The following is a 22,043-nucleotide window of genomic DNA, read 5'->3' as shown; positions in this document are numbered from 1 at the left end:
TCCTACGGCTGTGTGAATGTGCCGCAGCAGTTCTATGACCGCAATGTTGCCCCTGTGCTGGGGAAAACGCCGGGGGTGATCTATGTATTGCCCGAGACCCAGGCAGCTGCGTCCTTTTTTGGCTTTGACGCTGGCCGCGCACGTTGACCGGTGGATCTTCTGATGCTGCAGGATCGACAAAGGCTGTGAACGCCATTTTTAGCGGCTAAAAAACCGCCCGCGCCCCACTGGCGCCCAATCTTTGTGCCTGGCGGACCCGGATTTTCCTGGGTCGGGAAGCATTTCGTCCCCGCTGCGGTGCATTCTGTATACAAAACAGTGCAAACATTGCGTGCAAAGCTGGCATGGCGTTTGCATACAGGTTGGGCATGCAAGCCCACCTCCCTGCACCCGCCCCTTCCCAGTCCACAGCCGCCGCCGGCATTGAAGTCGTCGCGCTGACCAAGCGCTACGCCAGCGGCAAGCCGGCCGTGGACGCGATCAACCTGCGCATTGCCAGCGGCAGCTATTGCTGCCTGCTGGGCCCGTCGGGCTGCGGCAAGAGCACGACCTTGCGCATGATCGCGGGGCATGAGTCGGTGACCGGGGGCGACATCCTGCTGGAGAACCGCAACATCACCGACCTGCCCGCCGCCGCGCGCGGCACGGCCATGATGTTCCAGAGCTTTGCGCTGTTTCCGCACCTGTCGGCGCTGGACAACGTGGCGTTCAGCCTGAAGATGAAAGGCGTGGCCAAGGCCGAACGCCAGGCCCGGGCGCACGATCTGCTCGAACGCGTGGCGCTGGGCCATCTGGCCGAGCGCAAGCCGGCCGAACTTTCGGGCGGGCAGCAGCAGCGCGTGGCGCTGGCGCGCGCGCTGATCACGCAGCCGCGCGTGCTGCTGCTGGACGAGCCGCTGTCCGCGCTAGACCCTTTCCTGCGCATACAGATGCGCGCCGAGCTGCGCCGCTGGCAGAAGGAACTGGGCCTGACCTTCATTCACGTGACCCACAGCCAGGAAGAAGCCATGGCCCTCGCCGACACCATGGTGGTGATGAACCACGGCGTGATCGAGCAGGTGGGCAGCCCGCACGAGGTCTACAACCGCCCGGCCAACGAATTCGTCGCGCGCTTCATGGGCGGGCACAACGTGATCGATACATCTGAAGGCAAGGTGGGCGTGCGCACCGACCATCTGCAGATCGCGCTGGCCGATGCCCCGCTTCCCCTGGGCGCCCAGCGCATGCAGGCCGTGGTGACCGATGTGGAGTACCAGGGCACCTATGTGCTGTTGGGCCTGCAAAAGCGCGGCGTGGCCCTGTCGGCCAATGCCACGGCGGCCTATTCGGTGATGGTGTCCGAGGCCCAGTTTGCCGCCCAGCCCTGGCAGGTGGGCCAGCCGGTGCAGCTGCACTGGACGCCAGACCAGGCACACCCGCTGTCCGCGCCCGCCCCGGCGCTCGCGGCCTTCGCCTGAATCGCTTCCGTCACCCCCGTTTTTTCATCCGCAACCCAAGGAGTTTTCCCATGTCCGATGCTTCCCGTGCCGATTCCCCTGCCGCCCTTTCCGCTGCCGCCGGCGTGCAGCGCCGCTCGCTGCTCAAGGGCACGGCAGGCATTCTGGCGGCCGGCGTGTTCCCGGCGATCCACGCGCAGGACAAGATCGTGCTGCGCTACCTGGGCACGGCGGTGAACCAGGACAAGATGATCGCCGAGAAGTTCAAGGCCGACACCGGCATCGAGATCCAGTACGTGGCCGTGACCACCGACGACGTGAGCAAGCGCGCCGTGACCGCGCCCAACAGCTTTGACCTGATCGATACCGAGTACTTCTCGCTCAAGAAGATCGTGCCCACGGGCAACCTCAAGGGCATAGACACCAAGCGCATCAAGAATGCCGACAAGATCACGCCGCTGTTCACCACCGGCATGGTCGGCGGCAAGGCCGTGGGCGACCAGGGCACGGCGCCCAAGAAGGTGATCTACCTCGAAGGCGAAAAGTCCAAGAAGTTCTCCAGCACGCCCACGCAGTTCATGAGCCTGATTCCCACCGTGTACAACGCCGACACGCTGGGCATTCGCCCCGATCTGATCAAGCGCCCCATCAGCTCCTGGGCCGAGCTGCTCAACCCCGAGTTCAAGGGCAGGGCCGCGCTCCTGAACATTCCTTCGATCGGCATCATGGATGCGGCCATGGTCGTCGAGGCCATGGGCATCTACAAGTACCCCGACAAGGGCAACATGACCAAGAAGGAAATCGATCTGACGATCAAGACCCTGATCGAAGCCAAGCGCCAGGGCCAGTTCCGCGCGCTGTGGAAGGACTTCAACGAGTCGGTCAACCTGATGTCGTCGGGCGAAGTGGTGATCCAGTCGATGTGGAGCCCGGCCGTCACGGCCGTGCGCACCAAGGGCATCGCCTGCAACTTCCAGCCATTGAAGGAAGGCACGCGTGCCTGGGCCGCGGGCTTCGGCCTGCCCTCGACGCTCAGCGGCCGCAAGCTCGATGGCGCCTATGAGTTCATCAACTGGTTCCTCGACGGCTGGGCCGGCGCCTACCTCAACCGCCAGGGCTACTACAGCGCCGTGCTGGAAACCGCCAAGTCCAAGATGGAAGCCTACGAGTGGGCCTACTGGATGGAAGGCAAGCCCGCCGCGCGCGACATCAAGGGCCCCAACGGCGATGTGCTGGCCAAGGCCGGCGAAGTGCGCGACGGCGGCAGCTACGAGGCGCGCATGGGCTCCATCGCCTGCTGGAACGCGCTGATGGACGAGAACAACTACATGGTCCAGAAGTGGAATGAATTCGTAGCGGCGTAAAGGCTGCTCCCCCGCGCAGGGCTGGCCCTGCGCGGGGCGCCCGCTTCCACGCCAGCGCGTATTGCCCCGGAACGCTGATCTGCCCCCACCATGAGCTCTACCCACACTCCTTCCCTGCCCGCCAGCGCCATTCCGGGGCGAAGCATCGCCGCCTGGTGGCAGGCCGCGCCGTTCACGCTGGTGTTCGCGCTGTTCTTCCTGATCCCGCTGGCACTGATCGTGATGGTCAGCTTCTGGGACTTCAACGAGTACGAGCTGCTGCCCGGCTTCACGTTCAAGAACTACGTGTCGATCTTCTCGGGCTGCGGCGATGCGTCCGAAGGGCTGTGCGTCACGCTCAAGACCTATTACTCCACGCTGAAGTTCAGTTTTCTGGTGTGGCTGATCACGCTGGTGATAGGCTTCACCGTGGCCTATTTCCTGGCCTTCCATGTGCGCTCCTCGGGCATGCAGACGCTGCTGTTCGTGCTGTGCACCATCCCGTTCTGGACCTCCAACGTGATCCGCATGATCGCCTGGGTGCCGCTGCTGGGGCGCAACGGCCTGGTGAACCAGAGCCTGATGGGCGCGGGGCTGATAGACCAGCCCATCGAATGGCTGCTGTTCTCCGATTTCTCGGTGGTGCTGGCCTTCGTGCACCTCTACACCATGTTCATGATCGTGCCCATCTTCAACAGCATGATGCGCATCGATCGCAGCCTCATCGAGGCGGCCAGCGACAGCGGGGCGAGCGCCTGGCAGACGCTGTGGAACGTGATCATTCCGCTGTCGCGCACCGGCATCATCATCGGCTCGATCTTCGTGATCACCATCGTCATGGGCGACTTCGTCACCATCGGCGTGATGGGCGGCCAGCAGATCGCCTCCATCGGCAAGATCATCCAGGTGCAGACGTCGTACCTGCAGTTCCCGCTGGCCGCGGCCAATGCCGTGATCCTGCTGGCCGTGGTCCTGATGATCATCTGGGGCCTCACGCGCCTCGTCGACATCCGCAAGGAGCTGTGAGATGAAAATCCGCGAAACCCGCCCCGCGAGCTTCTGGCCCCTGGCCATCGTGTTCAGCCTGTTCGTGCTGTTCATGTACGGCCCCATGCTGGTCATCTTCCTGCTGAGTTTCCAGGGCCCCGAAGGCGGGCTCACCTTCCCCATGCGCGGCGTGTCGCTGCACTGGTTTCACAAGCTGGCCGAAGGCCTGGGCGTGGTCGACATAGGCGCGGCGCTGTGGCGCTCGCTGGGCCTGGGCGCGGCGGTGATGCTTTGCACCGTGCTGCTGTCGGTGCTCGCCGGCCTGGCGTTTCGCAAGCGGCTGGCCGGCGGCAATGCGCTGTTCTTCATCGTCGTCGCCAGCCTCATCATGCCGTCCATCATCGTGTCGCTGGGCATAGGGCTGGAGTTCCGCCTGATCGACAACGCCATCAAGGCCGCGCTCGAATGGCTGGGAATGGAAAGCGCGCTGGAAGGCTATGGCACCTCGCTGGGCCTGTTCACCTCGGCGCTGGGCGCGCACCTGACCTGGACCCTGCCGTTCGGCCTGCTCATCATGTTCGCGGTGTTCAACCGCTTCAACCCGGCCTACGAAGAGGCCGCACGCGATTTGGGCGCCACGCCCTGGCAGGGCTTTGCGCATGTGGTGCTGCCGCTGATCGCGCCTTCGGTCGTGGGCATTGGCATGTTCGGCTTCACGCTGAGCTGGGACGAGATCGCCCGCACCTCGCAGGCCATTGGCGATGTGAACACGCTGCCGCTGGAGCTGCAAGGCCTGACCAGCACCGTGACCACCCCCTCCATCTACGCGCTGGGCACCCTCACCACCGTGGTGTCGTTTGCCGTCATGGGCATCACGCTGGCGCTGGTATGGGCCCTGGGCCGGCGCGGCAAGGGCCGCCCGGGTTAAAAACGCCTCCCTTATGACAGTCACAATTCCCAAACCCCGGCGCGCCGCGGCGACCCCGGCGCCGACCGCGCCCGACGCGAGCGGCCAGCTCAGCGACAACGACATGTACGACCGCATGGTGTCGGCCATACTCGACCACCGCCTGCCGCCGGGCACCAAGCTGGTCGAAGACAAGCTGGCGACGGCGTTCGGCGTGTCGCGAACCCGCGTGCGGCCGGTGCTGGTGCGGCTGGCCAACGAGCAGGTGGTCACGCTGACGCCCAATCGCGGCGCCTCCATCGCCCAGCCCACGCCGCAGGAGGCGCTCGAAGTGTTCGAAGCGCGTCGCCTGCTGGAGCCGCGCCTGGTGCAGCTGTTCATCGCCAATGCCACCGACGCCGACATCGCTGCGCTGCGCACCTGCATAGAAGACGAAGAAGCGGCGCGCGCCAGCGGCGACATGCGCCGCGCGATCCGCCTGTCGGGCGACTTTCACCTGCACATCGCCCAGGCCGCGGGACACCAGACGCTGGGCCGCATCCTGCGCGAGCTGGTCTCGCGCACTTCGCTGATTCTGATGACCTACAGCCCCTCGCACGCCCAGACGCGCGAGGAGGCCACGGCCTGCGGCTGCCGCGAGCACCGCGCGCTGATCGACGCCATCCGCCTGCGCGACGCCAAGGAGGCCGCGCGCCGCATGCTCGACCACCTGGTGCGCATCGAGGCGCAACTCGAATTCGCGCCCCCGGCCGCCGACCCGCTCGACCTGACCCAGCTGCTGGGCGGCGCCTGATCTTCCCCACCCTGCTGCCATGCGCCAACTGCTCGTCATCAACCCCAACACGTCGGTCCGCGTCAGCGCCCTGCTGCAGCAGCATGTGCAGGCCGCGGCGGGCTCACATGTCGCGGTGCGCACGGCGACGGCGCGTTTTGGCGCGCCCTACATCGCCTGCGAAGCCAGCTACGCCGTGGCCGCCCATGCGGCGCTCGATGCCTGGGCGCATGACCTGGCGCAGCCGCAGCAGCGGCCCGATGCGGTGCTGATAGGCTGCTTTGGCGACCCCGGCCTGATGGCCTTGCGCGAAAGCAGCCCCGTGCCCGTGACCGGCCTGGCCGAGGCGTCGTTCATCGAAGCCGCGCGCCATGGGCGTTTTGCGATCGTGACCGGAGGCGAGCGCTGGGGCCCGATGCTGCAGCGCCTGGCGCAGCAGCTGGGCCATGCGCATGGACTTGCAGGTATCCATACCGTGGCCCCCACGGGCGCGCAACTTGCGGCCGACCCCGACGCCGCGCGCACGCTGCTGGCCCAGGCCTGCCGCGACGTGGTGCGCCAGATGGGCGTGCAGGCCGTGATCCTGGGCGGCGCCGGGCTCGCCGGAATGGCCGCGGCCGTGCAGCCCCAGGTGGCGGTGCCGGTGATCGACAGCGTGGTGGCCGGCGCCACCTGGGCCTTGCGCGCCCATCCCCTGCCGCCCGAGCGCAGGCTGCCCGGGTTTGATGTCACGTGGGGTGGCGTGTCGGATGCGATGGCGGCGTTGGGGATGGGTGCAATAACGGGGCCCGGCACCGGCCATGCTGGCACAGATCAGCTTGCGCGTTGAATCGAAAAATCCGGTGCACACCTTGGCCTAGCCATGGAGTGCGCCACGAGCCGGCGACTTTGCCATTCGTGAACGCCGTCGGTTGCGCTCGGCTCCAGGCGCGGCACCATCAGGCATGTGAGGCCAAGTGGGCCGCGTGGGCGCGACATGAAGCTCTACGCGTGCAAGGCGCCAAGGGCCGGATCATTCGCCAGCAACCCGTTCACCGCGAGGCTGCCTGCGCCCGCAGTGCGCAACCAGGCTTGCACCGCCGAAGCCTGCAGCGGCCGGGCGATGAAATAGCCCTGCACGGCGGTGCAGCCCGAACGCGCGATCAAATCGAATTGCGTCTGGTCCTCCACACCTTCGGCCACCACCACCAGGCCCAGGGCATTGATGAGCTGCGCCATGGCCAGGAAGACCAGTCCCTCGCCGACGGACGAACTCGCATTCACCACAAAGCTTCGGTCCAGCTTGACCGACGTGAGCGGCAGTTTCGACAACTGGGACAATGCGGAGTAGCCCACCCCGAAGTCGTCCATGGACACGGCAAATCCATGGGCACGCGCTGCCACCAGTGCCTGCGTGGCGGCGGGAGTGGCAAACGCGCTTTCGGTTACTTCGATGCAAAAGCGGTTGGCTGCAAGGCCGTGGCGCCGCACCAGCGCTGCGATATCGGCCACGACATCGCCGATGTCGAACTGGTTGGGCGAGACATTGATGTTGAGCACCGGGCACAGTCCGGGGCTGGCAGCGTCCCACACGGCCGCCTGGGCAATCGCGATCTCCATGAGCTTCAGGCCCAGGGGGAAGATGAGGCCGGTCTTCTCCGCCAGTGCGATGAAACGGTCTGGGGGCACCATGCCAAGCCGCGGGTGGTTCCATCGGGCCAAGGCCTCCAACGCCAGCACCTTGCGGTCCGAGGCCCGCACCACAGGCTGGTACGCCATGGTCAGCTCGCCCTCGCGCAGCAGCGCTTCGCGCAAGTCCTGCTCGAGCTCGGCTTCCAGGCGCCTGGCATCATGCATCGCCGCGGCGAAAACCACGGCCTGGTTGCCGCCTCGGCTCTTGGCAACGTACATGGCCGCGTCGCTGGCCTGGCGCAGATCGGTCAAGCCGGCGTTGTCGGTGTGCGCGATGCCGACACTCGCGGTCAGACGAAGCTGACGGCCGTTGATGTCAAATGGCTGAGTGAGAGACTGCATCACGGTCAGACTCAGCTGCTCGGCCTCCAACAGGGTGAGACTGTCGACGAAGATCGCAAACTCATCGCCGCCAAGGCGCGCCACCAGCCCCCTGTCCGTCACTTTCAGCAGGCGGCGCGCGACTTCCTTGAGCACATGGTCCCCCTCCACCGACCCCAGCGCCTCGTTGACCGTGCGAAAACGGTCCAGGTCAATCAACAGATTGGCCGAAGGCAGACCTTCGGGCGCGCGCAGCGCCCGCGCCTGGGCAATGCTGTTGCGTGTCAGCAGGCCGGTGAGGCTATCGTTCGTCGAGGTGCGGTACAGCAAGCGCTCGGTCACGCGGCGCTGACGGTCGAGTCGGTCGGCACGGCTGGTGCCGACGGCGATGACGATCCAGGTAAGGGCCATGATGGCCATGATCTGGTAGACCAGCAAAGGTCCGTCCGCAGGCAGGGGAATCCCGGGGCTGTCGATTTTCCTGGACACCACCCAGCCGATCAACAAGACCATCACGCTGGCGCTGCCTAGAAGCGTCCTGGCCACCTGGCCGGCTTCGGAGTCCGCGGTGAACGCGCGCATGAAGCCATGGCGCGAGGTGCCGAGCAGCAACGCGACCGCCAAGGCTCCGACGGCCAGGAAGGTCATCGGACCGATCGCCCCCCAGAAGCCGGACAGCCTGCCGAGATGGCACATCAGGCCGATGAACAGCAGCGAAAGCGTGCAACATGCGAAAAACTGTGAAGCAGCGCAGCGGCGCTGGCGCTTCAAGACCTCGCCAAAGGACAGCATCAGCAGTGCCGTCGCGACGTTGCCGGGCATGGCGCTTTGCTGTTCGTTGGCGACCCGCTCCATGACCTCTGCCCCGAACGGCGCAAATGCATCAAACCACTGCAGGCTGATGGAGGGAATGGACAATCGAACAATGAGGAATCCGAGCAACAGCGTCAACGCGACATTCGTCAGCATGGTCCATTGCGCGCAGCGCCACGGTGCGGGAGAGATGCCCAGCGCGAGCAGGATCAAGCAAAGTGCCGTATGCGGGTGCGTGGTCGGCAGGCCGGCCAACCATGGCGAGGGCGAATGAAATCCAAAAGCGTAGATGCACAGCACCAGCAAGCCGCTGCCGCCGCCGATCCAAGCCCCGATAAAACGCGCGCGTTGAAATGACGGCAGCTTTCTCGACCTCGGCGTTCTGAGTCGACTCAGCAGCGGAAGCGAACTGGCACCTGGATGCGTAACGAGCATTGCACATTCCCCTCTCGGGTCGCCGCCGCGCGCGTGGCGGCTTTTGCTTTAAGTCGAGTCAACAGAACAGTAATCGGACTGGCAGCTTGCCAGTCGCACTGATGACTCAATCTCTGCCTTGGGCAAACGCGTGGCGGCCAAGGCAGTAGTTGTTGTCGCTCTCGGTCGAGAGTCGATCATAGACGCAGCGTGCTGGCCGTTGCCACCTGGACCTTGCCGCCGCCACTGCAGGCCGTGGCGCTGGCGCCACGCGGGTCGCTGCCCCGCAGCCATGTCTGGATTCGATTCCTGCAGTGGGTGTGTCGCAAGCACGCAGCAGACGGGAATCGACAGGCCCGGTCATCCTATTTTGGCTAAACTACGCCGCTGTCTTACGCGCCTGAAGAGCACCGTTCTTCAGGCCCCGAGCCCCGAACAATTCGACTATCTGAGGCTTGCGGCGATGGGCATTCGCTCTAGAAAGCCAAGCCTGCAAGTCCTTTAAAAATTTGTGCATGAGCACTGAAAGCATGACTGTGCACAACCAGGATGAACTCGCGCGTATCTTTGTCGGTGACAGCGATATGGCCAGGCATATGCGGGCCCACGACTGGACATCCACCAGCCTGGGCGACCCGCTGCAATGGCCCCAGGCGCTCAAGCTGGCGGTGCGCATCCTGCTGACCTCGAAGTTCGAGATGTGGGTGGGCTGGGGGCCCGACATCGCCTTTCTCTACAACGACGCCTACCGGCCCACGCTGGGCAACAAGCACGAGTACGCGCTGGGGATGGCGACCCGTGATCTGTACCCGGAGATCTGGCCAGATGTCGAGCCGCGTCTGCGCCGCGTCTATGAGCATGGTGAAGCGACCTGGGACCGTGCGCTGAAGCTCATCCTGCACCGCCATGGCTATGCGGAGGAGACGTATCACACCTTTTCGTACAGTCCGCTGGTCGGAGACACTGACAAGGTGGAAGGGATCTTCTGCGCCGTCAGTGAAGAGACCGAACGTGTGATCAGCGTGGACCGGCTGGAATCCTTGGAGTCTCTGGCCAGCGCCATTGCCACCACGGACACATTCGAGCGGCTGTTCCAAGCCGTGGCGAATGAGGCCAGGAAGGCCCACAACAGCATTCTGTTCAGTGCCTTGTATCGATTCGATACCGATGGAAAAGCGCTGCCCGTCCATGAAGATCTTGGCGGCACCGTCGATATCGAGCGCTGGCAGCTGGCTTGTGCCTGCAAATCCCAGGAACCGTTCATCGTCGACATCGGGCCCGACGAGAACCTGCCCAAAGGTGCCGGGGATATCGCTCCCAGACAAGCAGCGGTCATCTGCATGAATGCCGCGGGCAATGAACACCCCGTGGGCGCATTCGTCGTGGGTCTGAACCCCTACCGGCTTTTTGACGACGACTACCAAAGTTTCCTGAAATTGTTCGTCGGGCAGATCGCCGCACGCTGGACCACGATAGAAGGGTTCGAGACCGCCAAGCTGCGCACCGAAGCCTTGAACGATGCCTTGGCCTTGCGGCAGCAAGCCGCCGACAATCTGGCCAAGGTCAATGAGAGCCTGTCGAAGGAAGTGCTGCTGCGCACCGCGCAGCGCGACCGGTTTCAGGCGATGTTCAAGCAGGCGCCGAGCTTCATGGCCCTGCTGTCCGGACCCGAGCATGTCTTCGAGATGGCAAACGACGCCTATCAAAGCCTCGTCGGCCCGCGCGACATCGTGGGGCGCACCGTGCGCGAAGTGCTTCCGGATGTCACGGGACAGGGATATTTCGAGATCCTGGACAACGTCTACAAGACGGGCGAGACCTTCAAGGGCGAGGCGATGTCGGTGCGCCTGAACCGAGGCGACAAGCAGGAAGAAAGATTCCTGCATCTGATTTATCAGCCGATCTTCATCGACGGCAAGGTCGAAGGCATTTTTGTCGATGGCTACGATGTGACGCATCAAAAGAATGCCGAAGATGCGCTGCGCCATATCAATGCCACGCTCGAGGGCCATGTGAAGGAAAGAACGGCAGAGCTGGAGCAGGCGCTCGAGCATCTGCGCCGCGAGGCCGAAGAACGCTCGTTGGCGGAACGTGCGCTGCAGCGGGCGCAGAAGATGGAGGCGCTGGGCGCGCTCACCGGCGGGGTCGCGCATGATTTCAACAACTCGTTGCAAGTCATCAGTGCCAATCTGCAGATTCTCGGGCTGATGCTGAAAGCCAATCCTGACGCCGTGAAGCGCATCGACGGCGCGATGGGAGGTGTCACGCGTGGCGCCAAGCTGGCTTCGCAACTGCTGTCATTTGGCCGCCGTCAACCGCTCGAACCCAAGGTGGTCAGTGTCGGCAAGTTCATCCGTGGTCTGGAAGACATGCTGTGCCGTGCGCTGGGCGAAAGCATAGAGCTCGAAACCGTGATCTCGGGCGGGCTGTGGAACACCATTGCCGATCCCAGCCAGGTGGAGAACGCCGTGCTCAATCTGGCCATCAACGCGCGCGACGCGATGGACGGCCGAGGCAAGCTGACGATTGAAGCCGGCAATGCGCTGCTCGACTTCCAGTATTGCGAGAAGCACGAAGATTTGAAGCCCGGTCAATATGTCGTCATTGCAGTGACCGATACCGGTTCTGGAATGTCCACTGAAGTGCTGGAGCGCGCGTTCGAGCCGTTTTTCAGCACCAAGCCCGAGGGCAAAGGCACGGGGCTGGGACTTTCCATGGTCTATGGCTTTGTGAAGCAGTCTGGCGGCCACGCCGCGGTCTACAGCGAATTGGGCGAAGGCACGACGGTCAAGCTGTACCTACCGCGCTCCAATCAGGATGAGGACCCTGCGCCGATCAACTGGTCCAGCGGACCGGTGCAGGGAGGAACCGAGACGGTGCTGGTCGTCGAAGACGATGAGGATGTGCGCGAGACGGCCGTCGCCACTCTGGTCGGTCTTGGCTACCGCGTGCTGCGTGCCAAGGATGCGGACAGTGCGCTGCCGGTCGTCGACAGCGGCGTGCATATCGATGTGCTGTTCACCGATGTGATGATGCCGGGCAAATTGCGCAGCCGTGAGCTGGCGCGCAAGGCCAAGCAGCGCCTGCCCTCGCTGGCCGTGCTGTTCACTTCGGGCTATACCGAGAACTCCATCGTGCATGGCGGCCGGCTCGATGATGGCGTGGAACTGCTGTCCAAGCCCTACACCCGGGAAGCTCTGGCGCGCCGCATCCGCCACGTCATTGGCGAGGAGGCACAACGGCGCCAGTGCATCACAGATATGGTGGAGAGCGCGAAAGTGGAATCCGCGGCCAGCCTCAAGCTGATGGTGGTCGAAAACGATGACCTGATTCGCACCTCCACGGCCGAGCAGTTGCGCATGTCAGGGCATGAGGTCAGCGAAGCGGCCAATGCCAGGGAAGCGCTCGCGCTGCTGGAAACGCAGGCGAATTTCGATGCCCTGGTGCTCGACATCGGCCTGCCTGACATGGACGGCGCCGAGCTGGCGCACAAGGCCCTGGCGCTGCATCCGCATCTGGGCATCGTGTTCGCCAGCGGGGCCTCGCCAGCGCACCATCTGAGACTGCCCAGCGCGACGCGGTATGTGGTCAAGCCGTATACGACGGCGCAGCTGCTGGCCGAATGCGCACTCGCCGTTCAGCTGCGCCAGGCCATGAAAAACACCCGGTAAGGGCAAGCCCCCGGCATGCAGCCGGGGGGCAGCCGCGCTAGAAGCCCGCGGCCAGGCCGTCGCGGCGTGGATCGCTGGCGAACTGGTAGCCCTCGACCGCAGGGTCGCCCATGCGCCAGATGAACTGGCCGGCGCCGAAGTCCTGGTAGGGATCATCGATGACTTCCAGCTGGTGGCCCAGGGCCTGCAGGCCCGCGACGGTCGCGGGATTCATGCCGGCTTCGACATTGAGCGCCAGGCCCGCGTTGTAGCGCCAGCGCGGCGCGTCGCACGCGGCCTGGGGCGACTGGCCGTAGTCGATCATGCGCACCAGCGTCTGCATATGGCCTTGGGGCTGCATGTTGCCGCCCATGACGCCAAAGCTCATCACCGGCTGGCCGTCCTGGGTCAGGAAGGCCGGGATGATGGTGTGGAACGGCCGCTTGCCCGGGCCGACCAGGTTGGCGCGGTTGGGGCCGTCAGGGTCGGCGCTGAAGCCGAAGCCGCGGTTTTGCAGGCTGATGCCGAAGCTGGGTTCGACCACGCCCGAGCCAAAGCCCGCGAAGTTGCTCTGGATGAAGCTGACCATCATGCCGCTCTCATCGACCGCCGTCAGGTAGATGGTGCCGCCCTGCACCGGGTTGCCGGCCTTGAAGTCCTGGGCGCGCTGGGGGTCGATCAGCTTGGCGCGCGACGCCAGATAGGCGTCGTCGAGCATTTGTTCGGGGGTCACTTCCATGCCGGCATCGGCCACATAGCGGTCGACATCGGCGAACGCCAGCTTCATGGCCTCGATCTGCAGATGCTGGGACGCCACGCCATCGAGCGGCAGGCTGGCCAGGTCGAAATTCGACAGGATGCCCAGCGCGATCTGCGCCGCAATGCCCTGGCCGCCGGGCGGAATCTCGTGCAGGGTATAGCCACGGTAGTCCTTGGCCACGGGCGTGACCCATTCGGCCTGGTTCGCGGCCATGTCGGCCATGCTGAGGCACCCGCCATGCTGCTGCACAAACGACGTGATCGCTTCGGCGATTTCGCCCTCATAGAAGGCCTTGCCCTGGGTGGCGCCGATGGCGCGCAGCGCGCGCGCCGCTGCGGGAAAGCGAAACAGCTCGCCCACGGCAGGTGCCCGGCCCGAAGGCAGAAAGCTCTGGGCGAATCCCGGCTGCGCCTGCAGCTCGGGCGCACCCGCGGCCCACTTTTGCTGCACCACGGGCGGCACCAGATAACCGCGCTCGGCGATTTCCGCGGCGGGCTCCATCAGGCTGGCGAACGGCAGCTTGCCGAAGCGCTCATGCAACGCGACCCAGGCGCTGACGGCGCCGGGCACGGTGATCGAGTCCACGCCGCGGCGCGGGGGCTTGGCCTGCTTGCCGTAGCGCTTTTCAAAATATTCCGGCGTCCAGCCCTGGGGCGCGCGGCCCGAGGCATTGAGGCCGTGCAGCTGCGCGCCGTCCCACAGAATGCAGAACGCGTCCGAGCCCAGGCCGTTGCTGACAGGCTCGACGATGGTCATCACGGCCGCTGCCGCGATGGCCGCATCGACGGCATTGCCGCCGGCCCACAGCATGCGCAAGCCGGCTTGCGCGCCCAGGGGATGGGAGGTCGACACGCCATTGCGTGCGAAAACGGGAACGCGCACCGAGCTGTACGGGTTGCCGGGAGAAAAAGGGGCTTGGTTCATGGGTGATCCTGACACGGTCGCTGGGCGGTTCAGTCGGCGGAGATGCCAAGCACCTTGACGTCACGCGTCCAGCGCGTGAGCTCGCGGTCGATTTGTTCCTTGAATGCCTTGGGCTCGCTGGTGACGGGGGTCAAGCCCTGGGCTTCGAGCTGCGCGCGCACATCGGGGCGGGCAATGATCTTGCGCACTTCCTGGGCGAGCTTCTCGACGATGGCCGGGTCCGTGCCGCCCGTGGTGAACAGACCATACCAGGAGGTGAAGGCATAGCCCGGCAGGCCGGCTTCAGCCACCGTGGGCACATTGGGCAGGGACTTCACGCGCTCCTTGGTGGTGACCGCCAGAATGCGGGTCTGGCCGGTCTTGGCCGAGCTGATCGCGGGCGGAATGCCCGAGAAGATGGCCTGGACCTGGCCGGCCGAGACATCGGCAATCGCCGGGCCATTGCCGCGGTAAGGCACATGCACCAGGTTCACGTCGGCCTGCTGTGCGAACAGCGCGCCGGCCAGATGCAGCGTCGAGCCGCTGCCCGAAGAGGCGTAGTTGATGGTGCCCGGTTCCTTGCGCGCCATTTCGATCATTTCCTTGACCGACTTGTAGGGCAGCTTGGCGTTCACCAGCAGCGCGTTGCCCGATTCGGCCACCAGGCTGATCGGCTCCAGGTCCTTGCGCGCGTCGTACGACAGCTTCTTGGCCAGCACCGGCGCGATGGTGTTGCTGCCGATGGAGCCCAGCAGCAAGGTGTAGCCGTTCTTGGGCGACTTGGCCACGATGTCATTGGCCAGCAGGCCGCCCGCGCCGCCCTTGTTCTCGACGACCACGGTCTGGCCCAGGCTCTGCTGCAGCTCCTTGGCCAGAATGCGCGCCACGATGTCGTTGCCGCCGCCGGCGGCAAAGCCCACCATCATCTTCAGGGGCTGAGAAGGCCAGACATCGGCGGCGAGGGCCGGCGTGGCCAGGCTGGTGGCGCCGCAGGCCAGCAAGGTGGCGCAGGTGAAAAGCCGACGGGACATGGGTGCACGCATAGAAAACTCCAGAATGAGGGCAGCTTGCAGGGCTGAAGACAATGATTTTGATGATAGAAAGCATTTTGTGAAAGCTGGACTTTCTTCCGTCTCTTGAAAGAAAACCATTTATGCCAAGCCTGCGGATTCTTCGCACTTTTCTGGCCGTATCCACCGAAGGCTCGTTCACCGCGGCCGGGCATCGCGTGGGCCTGACCCAGGTGGCCGTGGGCCTGCAGATGCGCACCCTGGAGGCCGACCTCAAGCGCAAGCTCTTCACCCGCCAGGGCAAGCAGGTGGCGCTCAACGAGCAGGGGCGCGCCCTGGTGCCCATGGCCACCCAACTGGTCGCGCTGTACGAGCAGGCCAAGCACGGCACCCAGGCCGATGCGCCGTTGGCCGGCACCGTGCAGTTCGGCTCCGTCGTCTCGGCGCTCAGCCGCCTGGTGCGCGCCACGCTGGAGCTCAAGCGCCATCACCCCGCGGTCGACCTGCATGTCGTGTCGGGCAAGTCGAACCGGCTGATCGCCCAGGTGGAAAACCACGAACTCGATGCGGCCGTGGTGGTGCACGACCCGGCCCTGAAGCGCCCGTCCCTGGTATGGACGCCTTTGTATTCCGAGCCCATGGTGCTGCTGACCTCGCGCTCCTCCCGAGTGGCCGAGCCGGCCACCATGGTCCAGCGCTATCCGTTCATCCGTTTTGACCGCACCGAACACACGGGCGAACTGGTAGAGCGCACGCTGCGCCGCATGCGCGCCAAGCCCCAGGAGTTCATGGAGCTGAATTCGATAGAGACCATTGTGGAACTGGTGACCGATGGCATGGGCGTGGCCATGCTGCCGCTTCTGGCCCGGCATGACTGGGAAAACCACCCGCAGCTGCGGGTCGTTCCCATCCCCCAGGCCGCCGAAAGCCGCCAGATCGCGCTGGTGCAGCTGAGCACGGCGGCACGCGCCGAAGTAGTCACTGCCGTGGGCCAGCAGTTTCTGGCGGCGCGAGGTACGGGGGCTTGAGAGCGGCCAACACAAGCCTTGAGGCGTCGTTGCATTGCCGTGCGTCCGCGGCTGCACGATAAGGCGACGCTACCGCCCCACCCAGGGTCAGCCTGAACCATGCGAGAACCAGGCAGGCGAGTGAGCGGGAATTGCGCAGCCTGTGCATGGGCGGGGATCATGGCGGCCCATGCGGCGCAGGGCGCAGGTCAAGCCGGCCGCGCGACCGGAGCTTTCAGCATCTCGATATGCGGTATGCCTGCGTCGTCGTAGACGTCGCCCACCGGCTCGAAGCCCAGCGAGCCATAGAAATGCTGCAGGTGTGCCTGCGCGCCAATGCGGATGCCGCGGCCCGGAAAGCGCGCCTCGGTGAACGCAATCGCCTCGGCAACCAACGCGCGCCCGAGCTTCAGATGCCGGTACTTTTCCAATGTCATGACCCGCCCGATGGAAGGCTCGTCATAGCTGATGCCGGGCTCGACGACCCGCGCATAGGCGGCGAACTCGCCATCCAGGTGCATGCACAGATGCCAGCAGTGCGGGTCGGCGCCATCGGCCTCGTGGTAGGCGCAGCGCTGCTCCACGACAAACACCGCTTCGCGCGCCTGAATCACTTCGTATATTTCCAGCGCCGTGAACGACTCCAGGCGACGCCACTTGAAACTCAGCTCCATCTGCTACTTTCCCTATTCCTTGACTGCCAGCGCGCATCATAGGGTCGCAAAAGCAGCGCGGCCAGCGCCCGGCTGGCCGGCAACGGCGCCAGCCCAGCGTGCCCGGCCCGGTTTGGGTCGCGCTGGATGTCCAGCGCATTGATCAGCGGGCCCGGGCGTTCTCAGTACGTCAAGCCGAAGCCGTAGGGGAACAGCGTGTCCTTCTGCGGATAGCCGGGCGCATCGGGCTGGTTGTCGACAATGGCCTGCACGTTGTTGGCCAGCGCGAACGGCATCTTGCCCTGGGGCTTGACGGTCGCGGCGCTGCCCAGCACCTTGCCGCCCAGCACATCCAGCAGCGCGGTGTTGCTGACGCCGAAGCCCGCCACGATGGCGCCGGCGTTCTTCAGGCCGCTGGCGTCGTCAAGCACATAGGGCTGGCGGAAGTAGATGGCCAGCACGGTCTTCTTGGCGCCCACCTCGTTCATCACGGCCTGGATCTGCTCCAGCGAAGGCGACACCAGCCAGGACTGCGCCTTGGCCATCTCGGTGAACGACAACATGCCGTTTTCCCAGGGCAGCGAGCCGCCGAAGCCAAGGCCGTCGTCCAGGCAAGGCTTGGTCGCGTCTGCCGCCGAGTAGGCCGCGCTGTTCACGCAGCGGTCGTCGAAGCCCCAACTGCGCCCGGTCGCGGGGTTGATGCGGCCGCCGGTCGCGGGATCGTTGCTGCGGTAGGTGCTGGCCGCACGCGTGGTGGTGCCGGGCACCAGCTTGTTGTTGGAGACTTCGACCCGGATCACCGCGTAGTCATGGCCGGCCGCACTGGGTCGCACGCCGCCGACCAGCGCTTCGCCGTCGGTGACCTTGAAGCCGTATTTTTCCGTGTCCGTCTTGGCCAGGCCCATCGTATAGACCTTGGCTTCGGACTTGAGCGGCAGCGTCTTGCTGCCGTCCGCCTGGGCCTGGTTCTGCAGCAGCACCACCGACTTGCGCTGCAGGTCCATGCCGGTGCTGCGATGCGCGTCCTTGCCTATCGTGCCCTGCGCCAGGCTGGCATCGACATAGGGGTTCTCGAACAGGCCGAGCTGGAACTGCTCCTTGAGCAGGCGCTTGGCGGCTTCGGTCACGCGGGCTTCGGTGACCAGGCCGGCCTTCACCAGGTCGGTGATGGTCTTGTTCTCGCTGAAGCCCGACAGGGTTTCGGTGCCGCTGTTGATCGCCGCGGCGACGCGCTCGGGAACGGACTTCATCTCCAGGCCCCAGGCACGGTCGTTGATGATGCCGGTGTCGGAATTCACATAGCCCTTGAAGCCCAGCTTGCCGCGCAGCAGGTCGGTCACGATCTGCTTGGAGAACGCCATGCCGGTCTGCTCGTAGGTGACGCCTTCGTACGTCACGTTGATAGGCACGCCGTAGTAAGGCATCACGGACGAGACGCCCGCATCGAGCGCGGCGATGAACGGCTTGAGGTGGTAGCCGAAGTTGCCGCCCGGATAGACCTGGTTCTTGCCATGCGCGTAGTGCGGATCCAGGCCCATCTCCTGCGGCCCGCCGCCCGGGAAGTGCTTGAGCGTGAGCGCCACCGCCGAGCGCGGGGTCACGGAAGTGCCGTCCTTGACTTCGCTGCCCTGCAGCGTCTGGACCAGGCTGCGCATGATGTTGGCGTTCAGGTCCGCGTCTTCCGTGAAGGTCTCGTGCACGCGGTACCAGCGCGGCTCGGTCGACAGATCGGCCATGTAGCCGTACATGCCGCGCAGGCCTATGGACTTCCATTCGTCGCCCATCACGCTGGCGAACTGGCGGATGGGCGCCATGTCGCCCGTGCCCAGCGCTGCGGCCGCCAGACCGGCCTCCTTGGGAAACTCCGTGAACGCGCCCGCGGCCTCGTTGATGCCCACGCGCGGGTCCTTCTCGTAGTGGTTGCGCGCATTGGACTTGAAGATGCTCGGAATGCCCAGGCGCGTGGCTTCGCTCATCTCCTGCACCGCGTTGGTGAAGATCGCGGCCTGCTCGGGCGTCACCTGGACACCCGTGGCCGGGGCGGTCACCACGCTGCGGAAAATGAAGCGGCTCATCTTCTGCGTCTGCACCATATCAGTCGCCAAGGCGGGCACCTTGCCTCCGGCGTCCGCGTTCAAGGTGTTGATCAGCATCAGCCCGGCCTTTTCCTCCAGCGTCATCTGCGCCACCAGGTTGTCGATGCGCTCGCTGATCGGCAGGCGCCAGTCTTCATAGGGATCGAGACGACCGTTGCCGTTCGAGTCCTTGAACTGCTTGCCCTCGAGCGTCAGCACGGCCTTGGCGCGGGCACCGATCACCGGTTGCGTCGAAGTTTCATCGCCGTCGCCCCCGCCGCAGGCAGCAAGCAAGGTCAGTCCGGCCACGCCGCTCAGGCACAGCTTGGCCGCAAGGGATACGCGCCGCAGCGCGGGGGCTTGTTGAATGGTTTTTTGCATTGAAGAGTCTCCTTGGATTTTTTGGTAACCGGTTAACTTGCCAAAAATGTTTTATTGCTCAATGAAAAAATTACTTATAAGAAATTGGGAATTTGTTGCTCACCGGAAAGGAAACCGGTTAACTCGCAACCCAAAATAAAAGCCGCGAGGGCTGATGCGGATAGTGCGCGTTAACGTTAACTCGGTCAATATCCGGACCACAGGGCTTTCCCTAGCGTCGAAGATTTGTCGATTCCCTGACCACCAGGCGGCTCGTGAGCACGTCGACATCGGTAGACCCCACGCCCTGGATGGCCTGCACCAGCCGGCGCATGGCCTGTTCGCCCACGGCCTCGCTCATCATGTCGACGCTGGTCAGCATCGGATTGCAGAAGCGGCCGTAGGCGATGTTGTCGAAGCCCGCGATCGCCACCTGCTCGGGCACGCGCACGCCCAGCGCCCTGGCCTCGGCCAGCAGTCCCAGGGCCAGCAGGTCATTGAAAGCGACGATGGCATCGGGCATTTCACCCGACAGCATGACCACCGAGGCCAGCCGCTCGCCCTCATCGCTCACGGGCGCGGCCGCCTCGAATTGCGTGAAATGCGCGTCCTGGCCCTGGAATGCCTCCTGCAGGCCTTGCCAGCGCTCCTCGCTCCAGGCCGCGGTCGGAAAGCCGATGTAGCTGATGCGGCGGTAGCCGCGATCGCTCAGATGGCGGCCCAGGATGCGTCCCGCCTGGTAGTTGTCGCAGCACACGCTGTGGTGCGAATCGTCGGGCGACGGGCCGCCGTAGAACACCACGGGCGTGCTGCCATCGAGCAAGGCCTGGATCACCGGCTGGGGCAGGCGCGCGCTGACGATCAGGCCGTCGACGCGGCGCGAAAGCGCTTTCACGACAGCAAGTTCGGGCTCCCTGGACTCCGCCGCGTCCGCGACGATGAGGTTCATCTGCACCTTCGCCGCCGCGCGCGCCGCGCCTTTCACCATGCTCGTGAAATGCGGGTTGCGAATGTCCTGCAGCACGATGCCCACATTGCCCGTGAGACCGGTGTTCATGCCGCGGGCCATGGGGTTCAGCGACCAGCCGAGTTGAATCACCGCCTGGCTGATACGGGCCTCGACCTCGATGCTGAAACGCTGGCTGCCGTTGACGAACTTGGAGACCGTGGCCGTGGAAACGCCTGCGGCCTGGGCGACGTCGCGGATGGTGGGAGCGCGCTTGCGGGGGGTGTTCATCTTCTGTTTCGGTGGCCCTGCGGCGCTGGCTCAGACCGGCTGCTAGGTGGTGTACATGGGCGAAAAGTCATTTTCGCTCAGGTCAATGCATTGGCCTGGGCCGCTCTCGCAGTGTAAGCACCGGGAAGCAAGAAGGGCAGGCACAGGCGCACGCCCTCAGGAAACATAAGCCGGATAGATCTCGGCCAGACGGTCGATGAAGCCGCTCACCAGTCGGATGTGTTCGCGCAGCAGCTTCTCCGCCAAATCTGCATCGCCCGCAATCAAGGCGTTGACGATCTGGTCGTGGAACTCGACCGACTCTTCGCTGCCGCGTATGGTCTTGTTGGCCAGCCGGCGCAAGCGCTCCAGCCGCGTGCGCGCCGACAGCACCACGCTCCAGGCCGAGGCATGGCCGGCGAGAAAAACAATGCTTCTGTGGAAGTCTTCATCGGCCGCCAGGCTGGCGTCGCGGTCCTCGAAGCGCAATGCCTCGCGGTGGCGCTGCACGATTCTGGCCAGCGCTTTTCTGTCGGCCAAGGGAGCGCCGGCGGCCAGCCGCACGGCGGCGCACTCTATGGCTTCGCGCACGAACAGCGCATCGTTCAAGGACGCGCGCTCCAGGCGAGAAACAAAGGTGCCGCGCTGCGCAAAGATGTCGAGCAGGCCGTCGGCGGCCAAGGCCCTGAACGCTTCGCGCACGGGGCTGCGGCTCACGCCGAATTGCTCGGCCACCACAGGCTCGTTCAACGCCGCGCCGGGCGGCAGCGTGCATTCGACGATGGCGCGGCGCAAGGTGGCGTAGACGAAGTCTGCGGCCTTGCCCCGGCCTTCGGCCGAGTCATAAGGCTGCAACGACGCAATGCCTTCCAAGGTGGCTGCGGACACAAAGCTGGGGCGGGCCATGAATTTTGCGGGACTGAAATTTCGATTCTAAGCCAAGGGTTTCCACCGGAAACATTACTGCATTCTAGAACACTAGAATGCAGAACAATTTTGATGGACCTGCCTTATGCCTCTTTCCAGCGTTTCCCCGGCAACGATCGCCCTCCTTCGCAAAGTCAGCATTGCCACGCTGTGCACCTGCCTCTACAAGCGCGGCTTGCGCAACCAGGTCATCCAGGGCGCCTTGCCCGTGGGCGGCAGCGCCAAGCCGACGATGGTGGGCCCCGCCTTCACGCTGCGCTACATGCCGGCGCGCGAAGACTTGAACACCCTGGCCGAATTCACCAATCCGGCCCATCCCCAGCGCAAGGCCGTGGAAGACTGCCCGCCCGGCGCGGTGCTGGTTTTCGACAGCCGCAAGGATGCGCGCGCGGCATCGGCCGGCGCCATCCTGATCCGCAGGCTGCAGGTGCGCGGCGTGGCCGGCGTGGTCACTGATGGCGGCTTTCGCGACGCCAGCGAGATCGCGGCGCTGGAAATCCCCGCCTTCCATACGCGGCCTTCCGCCCCCACCAACCTGACGCTGCACCAGGCCATCGATATCAATGTGCCCATAGGCTGCGGCGACGCGCCGGTGTTCCCGGGCGACATCGTGGTGGGCGATGCCGACGGCGTGGTGATCCTTCCCGCGCACCTCGCCGAGGAGATCGCCGTGGAAGCGACCGGCATGACCGCGTTCGAGGACTTCGTGGCCGAACAGGTGCAAGGCGGCCGCTCGATCATCGGGCTGTACCCCGCGACCCACCCGCAGACGCTGGACGACTTCGCCCAATGGCGCGCCGCCAACGGGCGCTGATCGC

At 65.0% G+C, this 22,043-nt stretch carries 16 protein-coding genes; 9 read left to right on the top strand and 7 right to left on the bottom strand.

Features of this window, described 5'->3' with window-relative positions:
- The first annotated feature begins 368 nt into the window (after window positions 1-368).
- From KHY18_RS20105 to KHY18_RS20080, 6 genes are all read left to right on the top strand, one after another.
- The gene (locus tag KHY18_RS20105; protein WP_213304018.1) at window positions 369-1,457 is read left to right on the top strand and encodes an ABC transporter ATP-binding protein; all 1,089 of its coding nucleotides are present in this window, start codon (window positions 369-371) and stop codon (window positions 1,455-1,457) included.
- 50 nt (window positions 1,458-1,507) lie between these two features.
- On the top strand, window positions 1,508-2,800 hold the full coding sequence (locus tag KHY18_RS20100; RefSeq protein ID WP_213304015.1) for an ABC transporter substrate-binding protein: 1,293 nt from the start codon (window positions 1,508-1,510) through the stop codon (window positions 2,798-2,800).
- Window positions 2,801-2,890: 90 nt separating this feature from the next.
- Window positions 2,891-3,805, top strand: coding sequence for an ABC transporter permease (locus KHY18_RS20095; protein ID WP_213304012.1), 915 nt, complete (start codon window positions 2,891-2,893; stop codon window positions 3,803-3,805).
- 1 nt (window position 3,806) lies between these two features.
- Window positions 3,807-4,694, top strand: coding sequence for an ABC transporter permease (locus KHY18_RS20090; protein WP_213304009.1), 888 nt, complete (start codon window positions 3,807-3,809; stop codon window positions 4,692-4,694).
- A 13-nt stretch (window positions 4,695-4,707) separates the two neighbouring features.
- Complete coding sequence (locus KHY18_RS20085) at window positions 4,708-5,466, top strand: GntR family transcriptional regulator (RefSeq protein ID WP_213304006.1); 759 nt, start codon at window positions 4,708-4,710, stop codon at window positions 5,464-5,466.
- Window positions 5,467-5,485: 19 nt separating this feature from the next.
- Entirely contained in the window at window positions 5,486-6,274 is a 789-nt protein-coding gene (locus tag KHY18_RS20080; RefSeq protein ID WP_213304003.1) for an aspartate/glutamate racemase family protein, read from the top strand.
- A 155-nt stretch (window positions 6,275-6,429) separates the two neighbouring features.
- Here KHY18_RS20080 and KHY18_RS20075 read toward each other — a convergent pair whose 3' ends face one another.
- Window positions 6,430-8,685, bottom strand: coding sequence for a putative bifunctional diguanylate cyclase/phosphodiesterase (locus tag KHY18_RS20075; protein ID WP_213303999.1), 2,256 nt, complete (start codon window positions 8,683-8,685; stop codon window positions 6,430-6,432).
- 434 nt (window positions 8,686-9,119) lie between these two features.
- Here KHY18_RS20075 and KHY18_RS27365 point away from each other — a divergent pair, with 434 nt between their 5' ends.
- Window positions 9,120-12,335: a hybrid sensor histidine kinase/response regulator gene (locus KHY18_RS27365; RefSeq protein WP_349630319.1), complete on the top strand. Its 3,216-nt coding sequence runs from the start codon at window positions 9,120-9,122 to the stop codon at window positions 12,333-12,335.
- Window positions 12,336-12,372: 37 nt separating this feature from the next.
- Here the strand turns inward: KHY18_RS27365 and KHY18_RS20065 are convergent, their stop codons facing one another.
- Window positions 12,373-13,998, bottom strand: a complete 1,626-nt coding sequence (locus KHY18_RS20065; protein WP_213303995.1) for a gamma-glutamyltransferase family protein — start codon at window positions 13,996-13,998, stop codon at window positions 12,373-12,375.
- A 29-nt stretch (window positions 13,999-14,027) separates the two neighbouring features.
- Window positions 14,028-15,008, bottom strand: a complete 981-nt coding sequence (locus KHY18_RS20060; RefSeq protein ID WP_249729257.1) for a Bug family tripartite tricarboxylate transporter substrate binding protein — start codon at window positions 15,006-15,008, stop codon at window positions 14,028-14,030.
- Window positions 15,009-15,130: 122 nt separating this feature from the next.
- On the opposite strand from KHY18_RS20060, the gene KHY18_RS20055 reads away from it, so the two are divergent.
- Window positions 15,131-16,015: a LysR family transcriptional regulator gene (locus tag KHY18_RS20055; RefSeq protein WP_213303989.1), complete on the top strand. Its 885-nt coding sequence runs from the start codon at window positions 15,131-15,133 to the stop codon at window positions 16,013-16,015.
- A 188-nt stretch (window positions 16,016-16,203) separates the two neighbouring features.
- On the opposite strand, the gene KHY18_RS20050 is transcribed toward KHY18_RS20055, so the two are convergent.
- From KHY18_RS20050 to KHY18_RS20035, 4 genes are all read right to left on the bottom strand, one after another.
- Entirely contained in the window at window positions 16,204-16,668 is a 465-nt protein-coding gene (locus tag KHY18_RS20050; protein WP_213303986.1) for a GNAT family N-acetyltransferase, read from the bottom strand.
- A 161-nt stretch (window positions 16,669-16,829) separates the two neighbouring features.
- On the bottom strand, window positions 16,830-19,103 hold the full coding sequence (locus KHY18_RS20045) for a glycoside hydrolase family 3 protein (protein WP_213303983.1): 2,274 nt from the start codon (window positions 19,101-19,103) through the stop codon (window positions 16,830-16,832).
- A gap of 211 nt (window positions 19,104-19,314) precedes the next feature.
- Entirely contained in the window at window positions 19,315-20,319 is a 1,005-nt protein-coding gene (locus tag KHY18_RS20040; RefSeq protein WP_213303980.1) for a LacI family DNA-binding transcriptional regulator, read from the bottom strand.
- A gap of 156 nt (window positions 20,320-20,475) precedes the next feature.
- Window positions 20,476-21,204 (bottom strand): GntR family transcriptional regulator, encoded by a 729-nt coding sequence (locus KHY18_RS20035; RefSeq protein WP_213303977.1) that lies wholly within the window; start codon window positions 21,202-21,204, stop codon window positions 20,476-20,478.
- A 106-nt stretch (window positions 21,205-21,310) separates the two neighbouring features.
- On the opposite strand from KHY18_RS20035, the gene KHY18_RS20030 reads away from it, so the two are divergent.
- Window positions 21,311-22,039: a ribonuclease activity regulator RraA gene (locus KHY18_RS20030; protein WP_213303974.1), complete on the top strand. Its 729-nt coding sequence runs from the start codon at window positions 21,311-21,313 to the stop codon at window positions 22,037-22,039.
- Window positions 22,040-22,043: the final 4 nt, after the last annotated feature.

This window comes from Acidovorax sp. CCYZU-2555, from assembly GCF_018413525.1.
Taxonomy (GTDB): Bacteria; Pseudomonadota; Gammaproteobacteria; order Burkholderiales; family Burkholderiaceae_C; genus Comamonas.
Note: the sequence above shows the minus strand (reverse complement) of the source record. Positions and strands in the feature narration are given on the sequence as shown.

What these genes read in the sequence shown, in the direction of transcription:
- KHY18_RS20105 (WP_213304018.1), top strand. Translation starts at nt 369, where the DNA reads ATGCAAGCCCACCTCCCTGCACCCGCCCCTTCCCAGTCCACAGCCGCC.
- KHY18_RS20100 (WP_213304015.1), top strand. Translation starts at nt 1,508, where the DNA reads ATGTCCGATGCTTCCCGTGCCGATTCCCCTGCCGCCCTTTCCGCTGCC.
- KHY18_RS20095 (WP_213304012.1), top strand. Translation starts at nt 2,891, where the DNA reads ATGAGCTCTACCCACACTCCTTCCCTGCCCGCCAGCGCCATTCCGGGG.
- KHY18_RS20090 (WP_213304009.1), top strand. Translation starts at nt 3,807, where the DNA reads ATGAAAATCCGCGAAACCCGCCCCGCGAGCTTCTGGCCCCTGGCCATC.
- KHY18_RS20085 (WP_213304006.1), top strand. Translation starts at nt 4,708, where the DNA reads ATGACAGTCACAATTCCCAAACCCCGGCGCGCCGCGGCGACCCCGGCG.
- KHY18_RS20080 (WP_213304003.1), top strand. Translation starts at nt 5,486, where the DNA reads ATGCGCCAACTGCTCGTCATCAACCCCAACACGTCGGTCCGCGTCAGC.
- KHY18_RS20075 (WP_213303999.1), bottom strand. Translation starts at nt 8,685, where the DNA reads ATGCTCGTTACGCATCCAGGTGCCAGTTCGCTTCCGCTGCTGAGTCGA.
- KHY18_RS20065 (WP_213303995.1), bottom strand. Translation starts at nt 13,998, where the DNA reads ATGAACCAAGCCCCTTTTTCTCCCGGCAACCCGTACAGCTCGGTGCGC.
- KHY18_RS20060 (WP_249729257.1), bottom strand. Translation starts at nt 15,008, where the DNA reads ATGTCCCGTCGGCTTTTCACCTGCGCCACCTTGCTGGCCTGCGGCGCC.
- KHY18_RS20055 (WP_213303989.1), top strand. Translation starts at nt 15,131, where the DNA reads ATGCCAAGCCTGCGGATTCTTCGCACTTTTCTGGCCGTATCCACCGAA.
- KHY18_RS20050 (WP_213303986.1), bottom strand. Translation starts at nt 16,668, where the DNA reads ATGGAGCTGAGTTTCAAGTGGCGTCGCCTGGAGTCGTTCACGGCGCTG.
- KHY18_RS20045 (WP_213303983.1), bottom strand. Translation starts at nt 19,103, where the DNA reads ATGCAAAAAACCATTCAACAAGCCCCCGCGCTGCGGCGCGTATCCCTT.
- KHY18_RS20040 (WP_213303980.1), bottom strand. Translation starts at nt 20,319, where the DNA reads ATGAACACCCCCCGCAAGCGCGCTCCCACCATCCGCGACGTCGCCCAG.
- KHY18_RS20035 (WP_213303977.1), bottom strand. Translation starts at nt 21,204, where the DNA reads ATGGCCCGCCCCAGCTTTGTGTCCGCAGCCACCTTGGAAGGCATTGCG.
- KHY18_RS20030 (WP_213303974.1), top strand. Translation starts at nt 21,311, where the DNA reads ATGCCTCTTTCCAGCGTTTCCCCGGCAACGATCGCCCTCCTTCGCAAA.